The sequence below is a fragment of the Pedobacter africanus genome (assembly GCF_040548825.1).
GTDB lineage: Bacteria > Bacteroidota > Bacteroidia > Sphingobacteriales > Sphingobacteriaceae > Pedobacter > Pedobacter africanus_A.
In genome coordinates, this window is record NZ_JBEPSL010000003.1 from 588,964 (window position 1) to 604,298 (window position 15,335).

Annotated in this window: 14 protein-coding genes and 4 tRNA genes; 14 read left to right on the top strand and 4 right to left on the bottom strand. The window is 44.3% G+C overall.

What is annotated here, in order from left to right:
* Positions 1-19 precede the first annotated feature (19 nt).
* The 4 genes from ABIE26_RS18260 to ABIE26_RS18275 are packed head-to-tail and all read left to right on the top strand — an operon-like array spanning position 20 to position 3,344.
* Positions 20-1,249, top strand: coding sequence for an efflux RND transporter periplasmic adaptor subunit (locus tag ABIE26_RS18260; protein ID WP_310144535.1), 1,230 nt, complete (start codon positions 20-22; stop codon positions 1,247-1,249).
* A 24-nt stretch (positions 1,250-1,273) separates the two neighbouring features.
* Complete coding sequence (locus ABIE26_RS18265) at positions 1,274-1,837, top strand: DUF3347 domain-containing protein (protein WP_310144537.1); 564 nt, start codon at positions 1,274-1,276, stop codon at positions 1,835-1,837.
* Positions 1,838-1,896: 59 nt separating this feature from the next.
* The gene (locus ABIE26_RS18270) at positions 1,897-2,328 is read left to right on the top strand and encodes a DUF2147 domain-containing protein (RefSeq protein WP_310144540.1); all 432 of its coding nucleotides are present in this window, start codon (positions 1,897-1,899) and stop codon (positions 2,326-2,328) included.
* Positions 2,328-3,344: a WD40/YVTN/BNR-like repeat-containing protein gene (locus ABIE26_RS18275; protein WP_310144543.1), complete on the top strand. Its 1,017-nt coding sequence runs from the start codon at positions 2,328-2,330 to the stop codon at positions 3,342-3,344. The genes ABIE26_RS18270 and ABIE26_RS18275 overlap by 1 nt, the downstream gene beginning before the upstream one ends.
* Here ABIE26_RS18275 and ABIE26_RS18280 read toward each other — a convergent pair.
* The 3 genes from ABIE26_RS18280 to ABIE26_RS18290 all read right to left on the bottom strand — a co-directional run bounded on the left by ABIE26_RS18280 (position 3,334) and on the right by ABIE26_RS18290 (position 4,424).
* The gene (locus ABIE26_RS18280; protein WP_310144546.1) at positions 3,334-3,726 is read right to left on the bottom strand and encodes a VOC family protein; all 393 of its coding nucleotides are present in this window, start codon (positions 3,724-3,726) and stop codon (positions 3,334-3,336) included. The two genes, ABIE26_RS18275 and ABIE26_RS18280, sit on opposite strands and share 11 nt — an antisense overlap.
* 191 nt (positions 3,727-3,917) lie before the next feature.
* A tRNA-Cys gene (locus ABIE26_RS18285) sits at positions 3,918-3,988 on the bottom strand.
* Positions 3,989-4,139: 151 nt separating this feature from the next.
* On the bottom strand, positions 4,140-4,424 hold the full coding sequence (locus tag ABIE26_RS18290; protein ID WP_310144549.1) for a hypothetical protein: 285 nt from the start codon (positions 4,422-4,424) through the stop codon (positions 4,140-4,142).
* A gap of 141 nt (positions 4,425-4,565) precedes the next feature.
* On the opposite strand from ABIE26_RS18290, the gene ABIE26_RS18295 reads away from it, so the two are divergent.
* From ABIE26_RS18295 to ABIE26_RS18320, 6 genes are all read left to right on the top strand, one after another.
* The gene (locus ABIE26_RS18295) at positions 4,566-5,549 is read left to right on the top strand and encodes a hypothetical protein (protein ID WP_310144552.1); all 984 of its coding nucleotides are present in this window, start codon (positions 4,566-4,568) and stop codon (positions 5,547-5,549) included.
* 2 nt (positions 5,550-5,551) lie between these two features.
* Positions 5,552-6,307, top strand: coding sequence for a hypothetical protein (locus ABIE26_RS18300; protein ID WP_310144555.1), 756 nt, complete (start codon positions 5,552-5,554; stop codon positions 6,305-6,307).
* A gap of 24 nt (positions 6,308-6,331) precedes the next feature.
* Positions 6,332-6,838, top strand: a complete 507-nt coding sequence (locus tag ABIE26_RS18305; RefSeq protein ID WP_409035696.1) for a regulatory protein RecX — start codon at positions 6,332-6,334, stop codon at positions 6,836-6,838.
* Between the two features lie 128 nt (positions 6,839-6,966).
* Positions 6,967-7,039, top strand: a tRNA-Gly gene (locus ABIE26_RS18310).
* Between the two features lie 65 nt (positions 7,040-7,104).
* A tRNA-Leu gene (locus tag ABIE26_RS18315) sits at positions 7,105-7,189 on the top strand.
* Between the two features lie 37 nt (positions 7,190-7,226).
* A tRNA-Gly gene (locus ABIE26_RS18320) sits at positions 7,227-7,299 on the top strand.
* Positions 7,300-7,366: 67 nt separating this feature from the next.
* On the opposite strand, the gene ABIE26_RS18325 is transcribed toward ABIE26_RS18320, so the two are convergent.
* Positions 7,367-7,960: an RNA polymerase sigma factor gene (locus ABIE26_RS18325; protein WP_310144558.1), complete on the bottom strand. Its 594-nt coding sequence runs from the start codon at positions 7,958-7,960 to the stop codon at positions 7,367-7,369.
* A gap of 110 nt (positions 7,961-8,070) precedes the next feature.
* On the opposite strand from ABIE26_RS18325, the gene ABIE26_RS18330 reads away from it, so the two are divergent.
* From ABIE26_RS18330 to ABIE26_RS18345, 4 genes are all read left to right on the top strand, one after another.
* Positions 8,071-9,201: a FecR family protein gene (locus ABIE26_RS18330; RefSeq protein ID WP_310144561.1), complete on the top strand. Its 1,131-nt coding sequence runs from the start codon at positions 8,071-8,073 to the stop codon at positions 9,199-9,201.
* Between the two features lie 195 nt (positions 9,202-9,396).
* The gene (locus ABIE26_RS18335) at positions 9,397-12,933 is read left to right on the top strand and encodes a SusC/RagA family TonB-linked outer membrane protein (RefSeq protein ID WP_310144564.1); all 3,537 of its coding nucleotides are present in this window, start codon (positions 9,397-9,399) and stop codon (positions 12,931-12,933) included.
* Positions 12,934-12,944: 11 nt separating this feature from the next.
* The gene (locus tag ABIE26_RS18340) at positions 12,945-14,324 is read left to right on the top strand and encodes a RagB/SusD family nutrient uptake outer membrane protein (protein ID WP_310144567.1); all 1,380 of its coding nucleotides are present in this window, start codon (positions 12,945-12,947) and stop codon (positions 14,322-14,324) included.
* Between the two features lie 10 nt (positions 14,325-14,334).
* Positions 14,335-15,306: a discoidin domain-containing protein gene (locus tag ABIE26_RS18345; RefSeq protein ID WP_310144569.1), complete on the top strand. Its 972-nt coding sequence runs from the start codon at positions 14,335-14,337 to the stop codon at positions 15,304-15,306.
* Positions 15,307-15,335: the final 29 nt, after the last annotated feature.

Consider the following 15,335-nt stretch of genomic DNA (forward strand, 5'->3'; position numbering starts at 1 on the left):
GATTTAAAATATCACAATCATGGAACGAAAAGTATTTATAAAGAACATAGCATTGATGGCGCTTCTGCCCTCAACATTTATTGCAGCCTGCAGCAGCGGCAAAAAGCCCGAAGCGACAGGAGAGGCCAAGGGGAAAACGCAGACTTTTACCTGCCCTATGCACCCGCAGGTTATTAAAAATGAAATGGGTACCTGCCCCATCTGTGGGATGGACCTTGTGCCCTTTGAAAAGAACAGCAACGATAAGGCACTGAAGGTAGATGAAAAACGACAGGCCCTGGCCAACATTACCACATTGGCTGTAGGGGATGCCAGCCTCTCGGTAGCCAAACAGCTGAACGGCCGTTTGGTGGTTAACCCGGAACAGAGCAGTTACATTTCGAGCCGTATAGCTGGCAGGGTAGAACAACTGTATGTAAGGGAAACAGGGGTAAAAGTAGCCAAAGGACAGCCTTTGTATAAACTGTATTCGGAGCAGCTGGCCACCCTTCAGCAGGAATACCTGATGGCCCTGGCGCAGGAAAAACAGTTTAAGGGCGACAAGATAGAACAGCAGATCGTGGCTTCGGCAAGGCAAAAACTGCGCCTGTATGGCCAGTCTGACAGCCAGATTGCACAGCTGGCCAAAACCCAGAAAAAGGATCCTTTTGTATTGTTCTATGCGCCCGAAAGCGGGGTGGTTGCCGAGGTGTCGGTTACCCAGGGCCAGTATGTAACAGAGGGAAGTCCGGTTATCCGCCTGGAAGGTTACGGGCAGCTCTGGGTAGAGGCCGATGTTTATCCGGCCGAGGCAAAAAATGTAAAACAGGGGCAAAAAGTGAAAGTAGTAGTGGCGGGCTGGGAAGACGAGCCCCAGGAAATGAGCATTGCCTTTATTACCCCTGCGCTGAGTGCTGGTAGCCAGCTAACCCAGATCAGGGGCAGCATTCCGAATCCGGGCAGCAAGTGGCAGCCGGGCATGCAGGCCAATGTATTCCTGCCAGGCGGGAACAGCAGCAAGGTGCTGAGCTTACCTGTTGATGCGGTAATCAGGGACGGAAAGGGGATGCATGTATGGATCAAAAGCGGAAAAGATAACTTTGAGCCAAGGCTGGTAAAGACCGGACAGGAAAGCAATAACCAGGTTGAAATTACGGAAGGGCTTAAAAATGGCGACCAGGTGGTGGTTACCGGTGCCTACCTGCTGTATAGCGAATATGTACTTAAAAAAGGGAAGAACCCTGCCGAAGGGCTTAAAATGCAATCTTAATTTATCATCATAAAAAACAAAAAAATGAAAACAACAATTTATTCCATGATTGCTGTAGCTGGCATTGCCTTATTTGCAGCCTGCGGAAACACCCAGAAACCTGCAGCAGCTGATCCACATGCAGGGCATAACCATGCACCCGGAGAGGGGCATGACCACGGCACAGAAAAATCTGTTGCAGCGGTAAGTATCAAAGACGATAAGCTAAATGCAGTTTATCAGCACTACATTCATCTGACCACAGCATTGGTAAAAGGCGATATGGCCGAAGCTAAAATAGCGGCCAGTGCCATAGAGCTTGGTGGCAAAGAATTGAGTAATGGTAGTGCGCTAACTACGCTTGCAGCCAAAATTGCTGCCGCCACCGATCTGGAAGTACAAAGAACAGTGTTTTCCGATCTGAGCAATGATTTTATTGCCCGGGTTAAGGCTGCAGGACTGAACTCAGGAGAAGTATATGTGGAGTATTGTCCTATGGCGCTGAACGATAAGGGTGCCAGCTGGTTAAGCAATCAGAAAGACATTAAAAACCCTTATTTTGGCGATAGCATGCTGACCTGCGGAGAAGTAAAGGAAACCATTAAGTAATAAAACTTTTTGTTTGTGTAGGCCATTTAGTATATTTAGAGATATACTAACAGGTAACTATGAAAAAACTTTCTTTTATATTGCTGCTCACAGCAATCTCCTTTGCGGGCCTTGCCCAGAACAAAGATGCCATAATTGGTAAATGGATCAATTCATCGGGCGAGGCCCATGTAGACATCAGCAAAAAAGGTGAAAAATATTACGGTAAGATCGTATGGTTAAAAGAACCTAAAGACGAAAAGGGAACAGTAAAAACGGATGTAAAAAACCCGGAAAAGAGTTTGCAGTCACGTCCCATCCTTGGTCTGGAAATCCTGAAGGATTTCGTGTATGACGATGGTAAATGGACAGATGGGAAAATTTATGACCCGAAATCGGGTAAAACCTATAGCTGTAACATGAGTATGAAAGGAAATGATGTGCTAAACATGAGAGGCTATATTGGCATCTCGCTGATCGGCAGATCGGAAACCTGGAAACGCGTGAAATAATGAGAACCCTGATCTGTTTACTGGCCCTGCTCCCTTTTATTGGTTTTAGCCAAACGTATAACCTGGTGCCACTGGCAACCGGAACAAATACGAGTATTAGGGGTATGTCGGTTGTTTCGGATGCCCTGGCCTGGGTAAGCGGCAGCAATGGCCATATCGGCAAAACGCTGGACGGTGGAAAAACCTGGACCTGGACGCAACCGGCAGGTTATGAAAAACTGGACTTCAGGGATATTGAAGCTTTTGATGAACTGAAGGCTGTGGTGGTAAATGCCGGCTCGCCAGCCTTTGTGCTGCTCACTGTTGATGGCGGCAAAACCTGGACAGAACAATATAAAAACCTGGATTCTGCCATCTTCCTGGATGGAATGGATTTTTGGGATGCTAAAAACGGGATCATTTTTGGTGATCCCATTTTGCATAAAATGCAGCTGCTGCGCACTCAGGATGGCGGACAAAGCTGGAGCGATATTTCGGCCAACCTGAAACAGGAACTGGCGATAGGTGAGGCCGGATTTGCTGCCAGCGGGACAACCATCAAAACCCTGCCCGGTGGCCATACCTGGATTGCGACAGGAGGTGCCGTGGCTAACATTTATTACTCTGATAATTATGCCTATACCTGGAAGGTTTTCAAATGTCCGGTTATGCAGGGCGAATCCAGTACCGGCACTTTTTCTATGGCATTCGACAGCAAAAAGAAAGGTGTGGTGGTTGGAGGTAACTATTTAAAGGACAAAGACAACTCCAATAATGTGCTTTTGACAACTGATGGCGGTAAAACCTGGAAAAAGCCTGCTGCACCGGTAAGCGGCTACCGCTCTGGTGTGGCTTATGTAAACTCCAAAGTGCTGGTTGCAACTGGTACTTCCGGTACAGATGTTTCGCAGGACGCCGGGCTAAACTGGCATCATATTTCTGATCTGAGCTTTAATGTGGTACAGAAAGCAAAAAAAGGCAAGCTTGTACTGCTTGCCGGAAATAAAGGCACCATTTACAGGTTTATTATTCCATAGAAAACAAGCCAAAGGGATTGCCTTCGGTATCTACACAGATGGCACAAAAGCCATATTCCCCGATAGAGAATTTTGAGCGGCTAACAATTCCGCCTGCAGCTTTGATACGGCCCTCTTCTACACTGCAATCCTTGCAGGGAAAATAAACCATCGTATTTACACAATGTCCGTCACCTTCTTTGGTGCCCGGCATTTCAATTAAAGCCCCAGATACACCCTGGTTTTCCATAGACGAGAAAAAAGACATCTTCATGCCTCCAGGCGCATCGCCAGGCGCTGCACTGTCAATAAAATTTGTACCTATAACGGCGTTGTAAAATTTCTTTGCACGCTCCATGTCTTTGACATAGATTTCGAACCAGCAGATAATGTTTTGATTCATGTCTGTAGATTTTAAATTATTTTGTTTCTCAAATTTAAGGGAAACCCAGCTGCATTTATATGGGAGATTACGCCATAATGGAGGGGGAACTGCGACAAAAATAAAAAGCCAGGTCATCCAACCTGGCTTTCAAACAAAACTTAGATCTAACCAAACATCTAATCGCAGTCAATATAGAAATTGCACTGTTGACGTCAAGGGCGGATTCGAACCGCCGTCAAAGGTTTTGCAGACCCTCACCTAACCACTCGGCCACATGACTATATTGTTTAACGTTTAACCGTTTACTGATGCAAATATATATAAAGTCTACTTAATTACTAGACTTTTATTAAATAAATATTCTATTTGTTTGTAATTGCTTGTAATTCAGGGATAAAAAATGACAGCTGTACTTGCTGTTTCTTTATTTGCTAACTGAGAATGAATTTGAAATCGGCCTGATCGGAATTGCCGACATACATGGTAAGCCTGGTTTTAGGCGATAGGATGGTAGGCGCAATTGGTGCCATCAGATCAGGAAAATTACTTTCAAGCTTTTCCATATCGGTCTCTGCAGGTACACGGATCATGATGTCGCCTCCACTTGTTTTTACCTTCCATTTCAATTTGATGTGTTTTTGGATGGCCTTTTTCCATTCCTGCTGGTATTTGCTCATGATATGCTCCTGATCTTTGATGTTAAATGCAAAATGCAAAAAAATATGGAATTTTAAGCCTAAAGATGTATTTCGTGCTGTCAGAAATGCAGGCGTTTAGCGGCTCGGTTTTTGCGCTGGTTTTCAAAAAACAGGACAAGTCTGAACAGCAATCAATTGAAAGAATTAATGCCAGCTTAAATGAAAAAAGGTTACATGATATTTTGGGGACTTTACATGCTCTTTTTTGCCGTCCCTTTTCCAATGATACTGTATTACAATATTAATAGTGAATTTGATACCAGCACGCTTATAGACAGGAGCCCATGGCTTGCGCTTGGTATTCTTGCAGTATCTATTGTATTGTGGCTGATCCTGCTTATCGGTTATTTTAGGAAATGGATATGGATGGTTTTTATAGCCAAAAGAAACGTAGAACAGTTAAAGGCAGAGGGAGAGCCGCGTGAAGCAAAGATTTTGACTGCTGTTAAGCTTTCTAAACCGGGAGCAGCTTGTGATACTTACGAACTGGGCCTGTCCTTTAAAAACCTTGTAGGTACAGACATTGTGCAAAAGATGGGTATAAATGATGCTAAGCCACATGAAAGACGTTTTGAAGTTGGTAAAAAGGTAAATCTTTTGATTGACAGGGAAATGAAACGCGTTCCTTATTTTATTTTTGCAACTTCAGAGGCCAGTATTAAGATACCCCGGCTCATCATGATATTTTTAGGCTGGCTGGCACTTGTTGCTGCTGTAATTGCCTATTATGTGTATGCTTATCAAACCGAAAGCCAGGGCATGGGCTGGCGTTTTATGGGCTTTGGCCACCCATTGCTCATTTGCCCCGCTATATTGTTGTTGTACAGGTTCTTTTTAGGTTTTTTACTGGGCAAGCTGGGTGGGGCAACAGATGATGCGGCCCTGATTAAATTTAAAGGGATCCGGACTTCTGCAAAATTACTTGGTGCCGGGCAGACCGGAACCTATATCAATGAACAACCTATGATCCGTTTTGAACTGGAGTATACCGACGATCAGCGCAGGGTATACAGAAAAAGTTTAAAAAAGATTGTAAACCTGCTGGACCTGCAGGTTACGAAACAGGAATATATAGAGATCTTTTATCTTAAGGAAAACCCGGAACGCATAGCCTTTGCCCGCGATCTGGATGAAATCAGTTGATTATGAAGAAGCTAGTCCTTGTAGTACTTTGCAGTAGTATTTTTTTCAGCTGCAGGCAAATCAATAAAAGCATTGAGGAAACACTGCACCCGGTTGATAGTTTAGTTAAGAAAAAAACGGAAAAGCAAATGCCACCGGTTCCTGCTCCCGTAGATGTTGATGCACTGATAGACAGTAACATCAAAATGGTAGACAGCAGTGTGCAGGCTATGGTAAAAAGTATCACCAAAGGAAAAGTGACCATTGATACCAGTGTATATACCAGAAAATACAGGGAACATAAAAAGGCGGGTTTTTTAACCGATGTATCACGACTGGACCAGGCGGAGCATGCACTGAAAAAACTGCCGCAGTATGCAGGAAAAGAGATCTTTTTTTACTCCTCTGTACATTTTTACGACGACGGCAGGATTGTTGCCTGCCTGAGGCATCCTGAAAACCCAAAGTATGTAGACAGATATGAATACAGCGGGGGCGCGTGGTCTGCCCCTAAACCAGAGCAATTGTCTGTTCGTGATAATGTACAAAGCCGGCTGCTGTCGTTAAACAAGTTTAGTTTTTCTGATGTAGCTAAGGTAACGGGTACCTACAATGAAAAAGCCGCAGCGGTAGAAGGGGCAAAGCTGAGTACCACCACTTATATTTCTATCTGGGATAACCAGCTGCGTTGGTTTCCCGGAACCATTAACGGGAGCCGTGAGCGTTATTCCATACAATTTAATCCGGATGGAACTTTGAAAAGCTACCGGCAGGATTAATAATTTTATTTTAAGTAGCTTCGTTTGATAGAACTGACAATAATGGATACCCCTGAAAAGAAAACGATAAAACTGGATAAAAAGGCCGCAATGGCCAGGGCAGAACATTACTGTGCTTACCAGGAACGTTCGCAGCAGGAACTTCGCGATAAGTTGTATGAATGGGGGCTGCGTACTGATGAGGTTGAGGAACTGATCTCGGAACTGATACAAACCAATTTTTTAAATGAGGAACGTTTTACACAGGCCTATGTATCGGGTAAGTTCAGCATCAAACATTGGGGCAAGGTAAAGATCAGGCAGGGGTTAAAATTGAAGCGGGTGCCCGATAAGATGATTTCGAACGCGCTTAAGGCTATTGATTACGACGAATATTTAAAGACCATACTGGATCTGGCCTTGAAAAAATTGCCCGCTGTCAAAGAAAACGACCCTTATAAACGGAAATATAAGCTGGTGTCTTACCTGCTGGGCAAAGGTTTTGAAAATGATTTGATTTTAGAGGTGTTGAAGGCCAATGACTTACCGTAAAGGCTTCATTTTTATTAAAAATAACTTGACGTTAAATTAAAAGTATTTATATTTGCAATCCCAAACGGAAACAAGGTATGTAAATTACCTGAAAACGTAAAAGGAGGCATCGGATGATGTTAAGCAACGCGAAAGTAGCTCAGTTGGTAGAGCACGACCTTGCCAAGGTCGGGGTCGCGAGTTCGAATCTCGTCTTTCGCTCAGAAAAGCCTTCATACCAGGAAGGTTTTTTAAAGAATTAATCTTATCTGTTTGATAACGATTATGCTCAGATGGTGGAACTGGTAGACACGCAGGACTTAAAATCCTGTGCCCTCAACAGGCGTGCGGGTTCGATTCCCGCTCTGAGTACAAAAGAGCCGCAATGGATAATGCGGTTAATGGTAATGCGAAAATAGCTCAGTTGGTAGAGCACGACCTTGCCAAGGTCGGGGTCGCGAGTTCGAATCTCGTTTTTCGCTCTAAAGCCTTCCTGAAAAGGAGGGCTTTTTTTTTGTATCAAACCTTCCTCATAGAAGCAGAGAAAAACTATTTCAGCAGCACCGTAAGAAAAATTCCAAGCGGAATCCCCAGATCACGTTTTACGGCATCGCCCAATACTTTCATGGATTTGATCATGTGCTTCTTTACTGCACTGCGCGAGATGCCCAGTATTTCGGCAGCTTCGTCATAACTTTTATATTCCTGCCTGCACAAACGGAATACCTCACGGCTTTGCGGGCTAAGCGTAACCAGTATACTTTGCAGGTAAGCCAGGTAATCTTTGGTCTGCAGCTCTTCCTCGAGTGAATCTGAAGGGCTGTAACTGTTAATGATCACACTTTTTGCAGTACTGTCTATGGAAGCCCTTTTTAAGAAATTTAAAGTATGGTTCCTGGATATGGTAAACAGGTACGATTTAAATGCCTGCCTGTCTGTTAGTGCTTCCTTATTTTCCCATACTTTTAAAAATATTTCCTGGGTAAGGTCATCCGTAAGTTGGGGCGATTTCAGGTATTTGTAAATGAAACGATAAACCAAAGATCTGTAATGGCTATAAAGCAAAGCAAATGCATTGGCATCACCATTAGCGGCCTGCTGCAGCAATTCTGTTTCATTCTCTAATCCCGTTTTTGGAGTCATTTTTACAATAATAGAGATTATTCGTTAGTACCTCATAAAAATATTTTATTGAGGGGGTGCCCGGGGGCATAGGGTTAATTGTCTGGTACAGTATAAGCACAATCTACTTTATGGATCAGACCACATTTTATAAACAACTCCTGGACCGCTATGTGAACAATACCGCAACGGCCGAAGAATTGGAAGTTATAGACCATCTGATCGGAAAAGGAGAACTGGATGAGTTGCTGATGGGGCATATGGCAGAAAGCTGGGCCGGGGAAGAAGTTATTTTCGAAGAAGAGCGTGTGCATGTTCCGCAGAAAACCAGGGGGATTAAACTTTGGCCGCGTATGGCATTGACCGCCGCCGCCGCCCTGGCAGTTATAACTTTTGGCATATGGTTGTACACCTCCCGTCATCCAGATAAAGGGAGCGATCTGCTGAACTATGCGAATGACATTAAACCGGGTAAAAACCAGGCTACCATAACCTTCACAAACGGAAAAGTAGTGAAGCTGAGTGATCAGAAAAACGGGGTTGTTGTTGGAGAGGAACTTAAATATAATGACCATACTCCGGTGGAGGCAACTACCGGGGAACCAGCCAACGATAATACTGCAGAAGCAACAATTAGCACCCCGCGCGGAGGTACCTATCAGGTTACCTTAGCTGACGGGACTAAAGTATGGCTTAATGCTGCATCGAGTTTAACTTATTCGCCAGTTTTAAATAAGGAAGGTATCCGCAGGGTAAAACTGGCAGGTGAAGCTTATTTTGAAGTTGCGAAAGACAAAACACGCCCTTTCCTGGTAAGCAGCAGGGGGCAGGAAGTGAAAGTGCTGGGCACGCATTTCAATATCAGCAGTTATGCTGACGATGATAAAGTAAAAACAACCTTGCTGGAGGGTTCTGTGCTTGTGAGCCGTGATGACCGGAAGGATGAGGTAATGCTTAAGCCCGATCAGCAGGCAATTGTTGCAGGCAGCAAGGGTATAACAGTTCATGAGGTCGATGTAAATGAAGTTGTTGCCTGGAAAACAGGTGATTTCCGGTTTGAGGATCAGGGCATCAAAGATATCATGAAACAAATAGCCAGATGGTACGATGTGGAAGTAGTTTATGAAGGTGATGTATCTGATATACGGCTAAACGGATCTATATCAAGGAACAGAAATATAAGCCAGGTGCTGACAAAGATTGCACAAACCAAGGAAGTTCATTTTAAAATAGAAGGGAGGAGGATCATTGTGAAGAAATAGCTACCCGGGAAAACAAACAAGCCAGCCCCCGATTGGAGTCGGAAACTGGCGGAGTTTGGCCATTTAATTTTATTTGTCAACAAAATAGCAGGAAGCCGAGCTTCGAAACATAAGCTTTCTGCATTACCAAACCTAAACTAAATGTATAGATTTTATACGAATATATTGCTAATTATGCGACTAACCGCCGTTATATTGCTAGCATCTCTTATGCAGGTGAGCGCCAGTAGCCTGGCCCAGAGAATATCCCTGTCTGAAAAGGGCAGCAGCCTTTCCCGTGTTTTTGAAAAGATCAAATCCCAGGCCGGGATAGATTTTGTAGTCAGCACGGAAATACTCAAAAGTTCCAGGCCTGTAGACATCAATGTGCGTAACATGCAGCTGACTGAGGTATTGAAGGCTGTTTTTAAAGACCAGCCCCTGGAATATACTATTGAAGACAAATTTGTAGTGGTACGAAGGAAAGACCCTTCTGTACTGGATAAGGCAAAATCTGTCCTGATGGATTTTATGCTTAACCTTACGGTAAAAGGAAAGGTAGTAGACGACAAAGGTGTGCCCCTTGCCGGTGCTACGGTAACTGTTAAGGGAGAAAAACAAGGTGTAAGAACCGGAACAGATGGATTGTTTGCCCTGCAAAATGTGAAAGAGGGTGCTATAGTGGTCATCACTTACACCGGATTTAAAACCAGGGAGATTGCCGCTTCAAATGACCTTGGAACCATCCGCATGGAGGTTGCTGTGGGGGATCTGGCAGAAGTAGGAATTACGGTTAATACAGGTTATCAACGCATCAAGCCGGAGCAGAGTACAGGTGCTGTCGCGCAGATAGGTACCAAAGAATATGAATCAAGGGTAAGTTCCAATTTCCTTGACGGACTGGTAAACAGGTTGCCGGGACTGATGATTAATAACAGCGTACAGTTTACCAGCACTACTCCTGGTGTTGGAGAAACTACCAGGCCTTTGTTCAATATCCGTGGTATTTCAACCATGTCTGCCAACCAAAGTCCATTGATTGTGGTAGATGGCTATCCTACTGAGCTCACTCTGGATATGATTGACCCTAACGAGATCAAATCGGTAACGATTCTCAAAGATGCCGCCTCTGCTACCGTATACGGGGTGAGGGCATCTAATGGTGTTATTATCATTGAGCGCAAGCAGGCCATGCCCGGTGCCGCTCAGTTCAATTTCAGGTCTACGTTGGGCCTTACACCAGAAGAAAATTACAGCCGCTATCGCTGGGACCCGGAGGCATCGGCCATTAATGCCAATTATACACGTGAAAGACAAGCGCTAATTGTTACACCAGCCAGCTGGACTGCCTTATATGCACCAGGATCTGTAACAGGGGGCAATGTACGCCGTTCTATTCCTTTCTATATCCAGGCGCAGCTCGCAGCTGGCATTATTACACCTGCACAGGCTGAAAGTTCTTTTGCAGAACTGGCTAATTATGATAATCTTAAAGATTATAGCCGCTTATTCCAGAGGACCGCAGTTGCACAAACAAATACGTTAAACGTTTCGGGTGGTGTGCCAAGCGCGCTGTATTATATCACCGCCAATTATACGAATAACCGTAATAATTCCATCCTGAATGGTAACAACAGATTCCAACTGACAGGCCGCACTACCCTTAAACTCGCAAAACGACTGAGCCTGGAACTCACTACAGAATACCAGGAAAGTCGTAGTAATAGCGCTCCGGTACCCGGTCCTGCTTTTTATGCACCTTATGAGCGCTATGAAGACGTAAACGGTAATCCTGCCGCCATCATTTCAGAAAGCTATGCACCAGTATATAATACTGTACTGCTTTCACAAGGCTTGTTAGACCAGAACTATTACCCGCTAATTGAAGCGAATAAAGTAAGTGATAAAACGCGAACGCTCTATAACAAGACCATTGCCAATTTTAACTATGACATTGGAAAAGGGTTTAACCTGTTGTTCGGTGGGGTATATGAAACCTCCCGTACAGAGTTCAGGCACCTGGCTGCGCAGGGCTCTAATGAAGTAAACGGGCTGGTGAATATCTACACGGTTACGCCTACTGCTGCTAATCCTTCACTGGCATTCAAAAAGAATCTTCCTGACGGGGATTTCCTGCGTCAGCAGAATGCCAGTTCAACTGGTTATACGGCGCGGACGCAATTGAATTACAACAAGAGAATCGGTAACCATTCCCTAAACGGTATAGCGGGTGCTGAATTGCGCCGCGTACTAAACAAAAGTAATTTAGCCTCCTATTTTGGCTATAACGATCAGAGTTTGCTGCATCAGCCTGTAGATTACGCTTCTATGATCAACGGTTTGGCCTCAGTTAGAGGTACACTTGTTACTGGAACTGGTCTTGGAACTTTGAACGGTTTATTTAACCAGACTTATGATGACGACCGGTATCTATCGGCTTTTTCTAATATCGTTTATTCCTTTAAAGATATCTATTCCTTATCGGGAAGTATCCGCATTGACCAGTCAAACCTTTTTGGTAGTGATCCGAAATATAAGTACAAACCACTATGGTCATTAGGCGCGGCCTGGAACATTCATAGAGAAGATTTTATGAATGAGATCAAATGGATTCATGAGTTGAAACTTCGCGGTGCTTATGGATTTAATGGGAATGTAGCGAAACTTTCACTTCCACAGGTAATTGCCCAGGCACAGAACAATACACAGAATACACCTACGCTTCCATCGCTGATCTTATTCTCCAATGCCAATACAGGCCTTCGCTGGGAACAGACTGAGAACTTGAATTTTGGACTTGATTATAATGTTTTCAAAAACATCACAGGTAGTTTTGAATATTACACCAAAAAAACAACCGATGTGATGGGTAAATCCAGTATTGATCCAACGCTTGGTGCAACCTCTGCACTGGTTAACTATGCCACCATCAGAAATAATGGTTTAGAATTTAGCCTCAAAGCAGACTGGATATCCACTAAAAACTTTAACTGGAATACCGGCATTGTGGTAGCCAAAAATAACAGTAAGGTGCTTGATGTGTACAGAACGGGGCGGTACGATCCGCAGATTCTTGATGTACTGGGTTATGTAAGTGGTTATCCGGTAGGTGCCATGTTCTCGTATGATACACGCGGACTGAACAATGAAGGCCATCCGATTATTTACGATCAGAACGGAGCGTCATACGTGGTAAATACCAGTCAAACGGGAACACCTCTGGTTACTGCAATGTCAGATAAGAATTCAGGACTTGTACAATATTCAGGAACAACCATTCCAACTATTAGCGGCGGACTGAGTAACCGGGTTGACGTAGGAAACTTTTATTTTTTCGCGATGATCAACTATTATGGTGGTTTTAAAGTAAGGGTGCCAAGACCTACACCCGCAGAAAACAGGCCTTTGCTGGGGTCAAATAATTTTTGGAGGGTTGCCGGCGACGAAGCGAACACAGATATTCCAACCTTAACCGACCTGAATAGCTTTGCTCCAGGATTGGCTTACCGCTATAACGTTAACTATGTGGTTCATGGTGATTACATGACATTAGGGGATGTGACAGTTTCGTACCGGTTAAATGACCTTGGCTTTATAAAAAAGGCGGGCTTCAAGAACTTCGAGATCAAAGCCCAGGCGTCAAACCTGTACTCCGTTGGGTTTAACCGCTATAACTTTAGTATGGCTACAGGAAGCTATGCCAAATCGTATTTAACCCCAACTTATACGCTTGGTTTGTTCACTAACTTTTAAAATTTACACTGATGAATAAATTTAAATATATAGCTGCCCAATTGCTTCTTTGCTGCATAGTTTTTAGTGGTTGCGATAAATATCTGGATGTTGAACCAAAAGGGAAGCAATTGCTTAAAACAACGAATGACTTTGATCTTTGGTTAAACGCCATGGCATTCACCACTGAAATGACCAGTTCGTACTTGGAGTATATGACAGACAATATAGATTACCTAGGCGTTAATACTCCGCCAATTGCGCTTGCCGACTTCGTTTACACCTGGCAGCCGCAGTTTACAAATGATGTAGCAGCGCCCGCTTATTTATGGGCTGACCACTACCAGCGCATTAGCCTGTACAATACTGTGTTACTGGGTATCGATGCCGCTGAGGGTGGAACTGCATCGCAGAGGAACAGCATTAAGGCGGAAGCCTTACTTGGCCGTGCATATTCTTATTTTTACCTGGTGAATGAATATGCCAAGCCCTACGACGCGGCAAGCGCAACCACCGATTTGGCTGTGCCTTTTGTAACTTCAGATAATGTAAGTCAAAAAGCGCCACCAAGAGCCACGACGGCTGAAATTTATCAGCACATGCTGGACGATATCAACGCGGCTATCCCGAACCTTCCTGATGACAACAGCAGCGCAAGGTTCCGTGGCTCTAAGGCTGCCGCATACAGCGTATTGGCACGTGTTTATTTATACAGAAGGGAATATAGTGAAGCGCTGCGTTATGCTGAACTGGCGCTGGCCAATACCCGTGCCACAATGATTGATTATACCAATCCTGCTTCTTTTCCCACTACGCAAAATGTTGTGTCTCATCCGGATGCAATTTACGGTAAGGCATATGCTGCTTTTGGTATACCGATAACCTTAGATTTAAAAGGTAGTTTTGCCAGTAACGACGCAAGAAGGACGATTTTTTATTCCAGCTGGACCAGTACTGCAAGAGGGGTGACTGCATTTTACGCAGCTGCAGTTACACCAACTTTCCAACTCACCAATTCGGGTACAACTGTGCAGGAAATGCACTTAATTGCAGCCGAATGTGCGGCGCGCGGTACCGCTCCGAATAGTCTGGCTACGGCACTTAGCCACCTGAACCAGGTGCGCAGAAACAGGTATACGGGCACACCAATTGAAAGCAGGGATTTTACTTCAACCAATCTCAGTGCTGTGTTTACTGAAGTACTGGCAGAAAGAAGGCGTGAATTGCCTTTCCATGGCCTGCGCTGGTTTGATATGCGGAGATTTGACATGGAGAACAGGATGCCGGCCGTAACCCGTACCAATGCCCAAAACACTGTAATTGCCACGCTTGCGCCGCACAGTTCAAGGTATACGTTGCAAATACCTATTCAGGTAACGGCCTTTAACCCAGATATGCCGCAAAATCCATAACTATAAAGAGATGAAGACATACAAATTAAATTTATTGGCAATATGCACGGTAGTGCTATTGTTTATGGCTTGCAAAAAAGACAAAACCGGCCGCCAACCCTTACCAGAAGGGAGTGTAGCTTTTGATGTGCCGGCTTCAACAGATGTAGTGGCCAGAGATTATGACATTAGAAATGTTTCGGTGCTGAGTGTGGAAATGAAAGCCACGCTTCAAGGCACAGCATCTTCGGATGTTCATTATGTTACTTTTGCCCCCGATACCACTAAGATTGCTGACTACAGGCTGAAGTACGGCAGTAATGCCCTTTTACTTCCAACCAAAAGTTATCTTTATTATAAACCAACGGTAGCCATAAGTCCCGGAACCAATCTTTCGGAAGCGGCGGTACTAAATCTTGGTTTTCAGACAACGCTACAACCTTTTACCACCTATGTGCTTCCTTTGACCATTGCATCTGTAGATGGCATAGCACAGGACCCAAAGACACGTAAAGTTGTTTATTATGTTTTTAACACAAAAGAGCCACGATATGTGAACCATACGGGCTACACCCTTGCGGCCACTGCGTCTTCCTCACTTGGAGCCAATACACCCGCCAGAGCAGTTGATGCGGCTACAGGTACAACCTTTTGGGCGAGCTCTAATACCGTACCCTTGCCCCAATGGCTGAATATTGATTTTGCACGGAATGTTACCTTTTCGGGATTGGACTACTTCTTTCCAACAACTTTAACCACCGCCAATGGAGGCCTGACAACTTCTGCCAAAGTGGAAACAAGTTTAGATAACATAACCTGGGTTGATAAAGGGACCTATACAATAAATGTCAATAATACCGCAAGAATGCAGACCATAAATTTCCCTTCATTAACTACGGCCAGGTACTTACGTTTCACCATTTTGACTGCAAATCCCTATGTAGCATCAGCAACAATCACTTACAACATAGGTTTTGTTGGCGGAATTTTGTTGCTGAATTAAACAATGGCCACTCATTATTTATAAAATCA

Coding starts and splice junctions, on each gene's coding strand:
- ABIE26_RS18295 (WP_310144552.1), top strand. CDS start 4,566: ATGAAAAAAGGTTACATGATATTTTGGGGACTTTACATGCTCTTTTTT.
- ABIE26_RS18325 (WP_310144558.1), bottom strand. CDS start 7,960: ATGACTCCAAAAACGGGATTAGAGAATGAAACAGAATTGCTGCAGCAG.
- ABIE26_RS18340 (WP_310144567.1), top strand. CDS start 12,945: ATGAATAAATTTAAATATATAGCTGCCCAATTGCTTCTTTGCTGCATA.
- ABIE26_RS18330 (WP_310144561.1), top strand. CDS start 8,071: ATGGATCAGACCACATTTTATAAACAACTCCTGGACCGCTATGTGAAC.
- ABIE26_RS18345 (WP_310144569.1), top strand. CDS start 14,335: ATGAAGACATACAAATTAAATTTATTGGCAATATGCACGGTAGTGCTA.
- ABIE26_RS18300 (WP_310144555.1), top strand. CDS start 5,552: ATGAAGAAGCTAGTCCTTGTAGTACTTTGCAGTAGTATTTTTTTCAGC.
- ABIE26_RS18270 (WP_310144540.1), top strand. CDS start 1,897: ATGAAAAAACTTTCTTTTATATTGCTGCTCACAGCAATCTCCTTTGCG.
- ABIE26_RS18280 (WP_310144546.1), bottom strand. CDS start 3,726: ATGAATCAAAACATTATCTGCTGGTTCGAAATCTATGTCAAAGACATG.
- ABIE26_RS18265 (WP_310144537.1), top strand. CDS start 1,274: ATGAAAACAACAATTTATTCCATGATTGCTGTAGCTGGCATTGCCTTA.
- ABIE26_RS18275 (WP_310144543.1), top strand. CDS start 2,328: ATGAGAACCCTGATCTGTTTACTGGCCCTGCTCCCTTTTATTGGTTTT.
- ABIE26_RS18260 (WP_310144535.1), top strand. CDS start 20: ATGGAACGAAAAGTATTTATAAAGAACATAGCATTGATGGCGCTTCTG.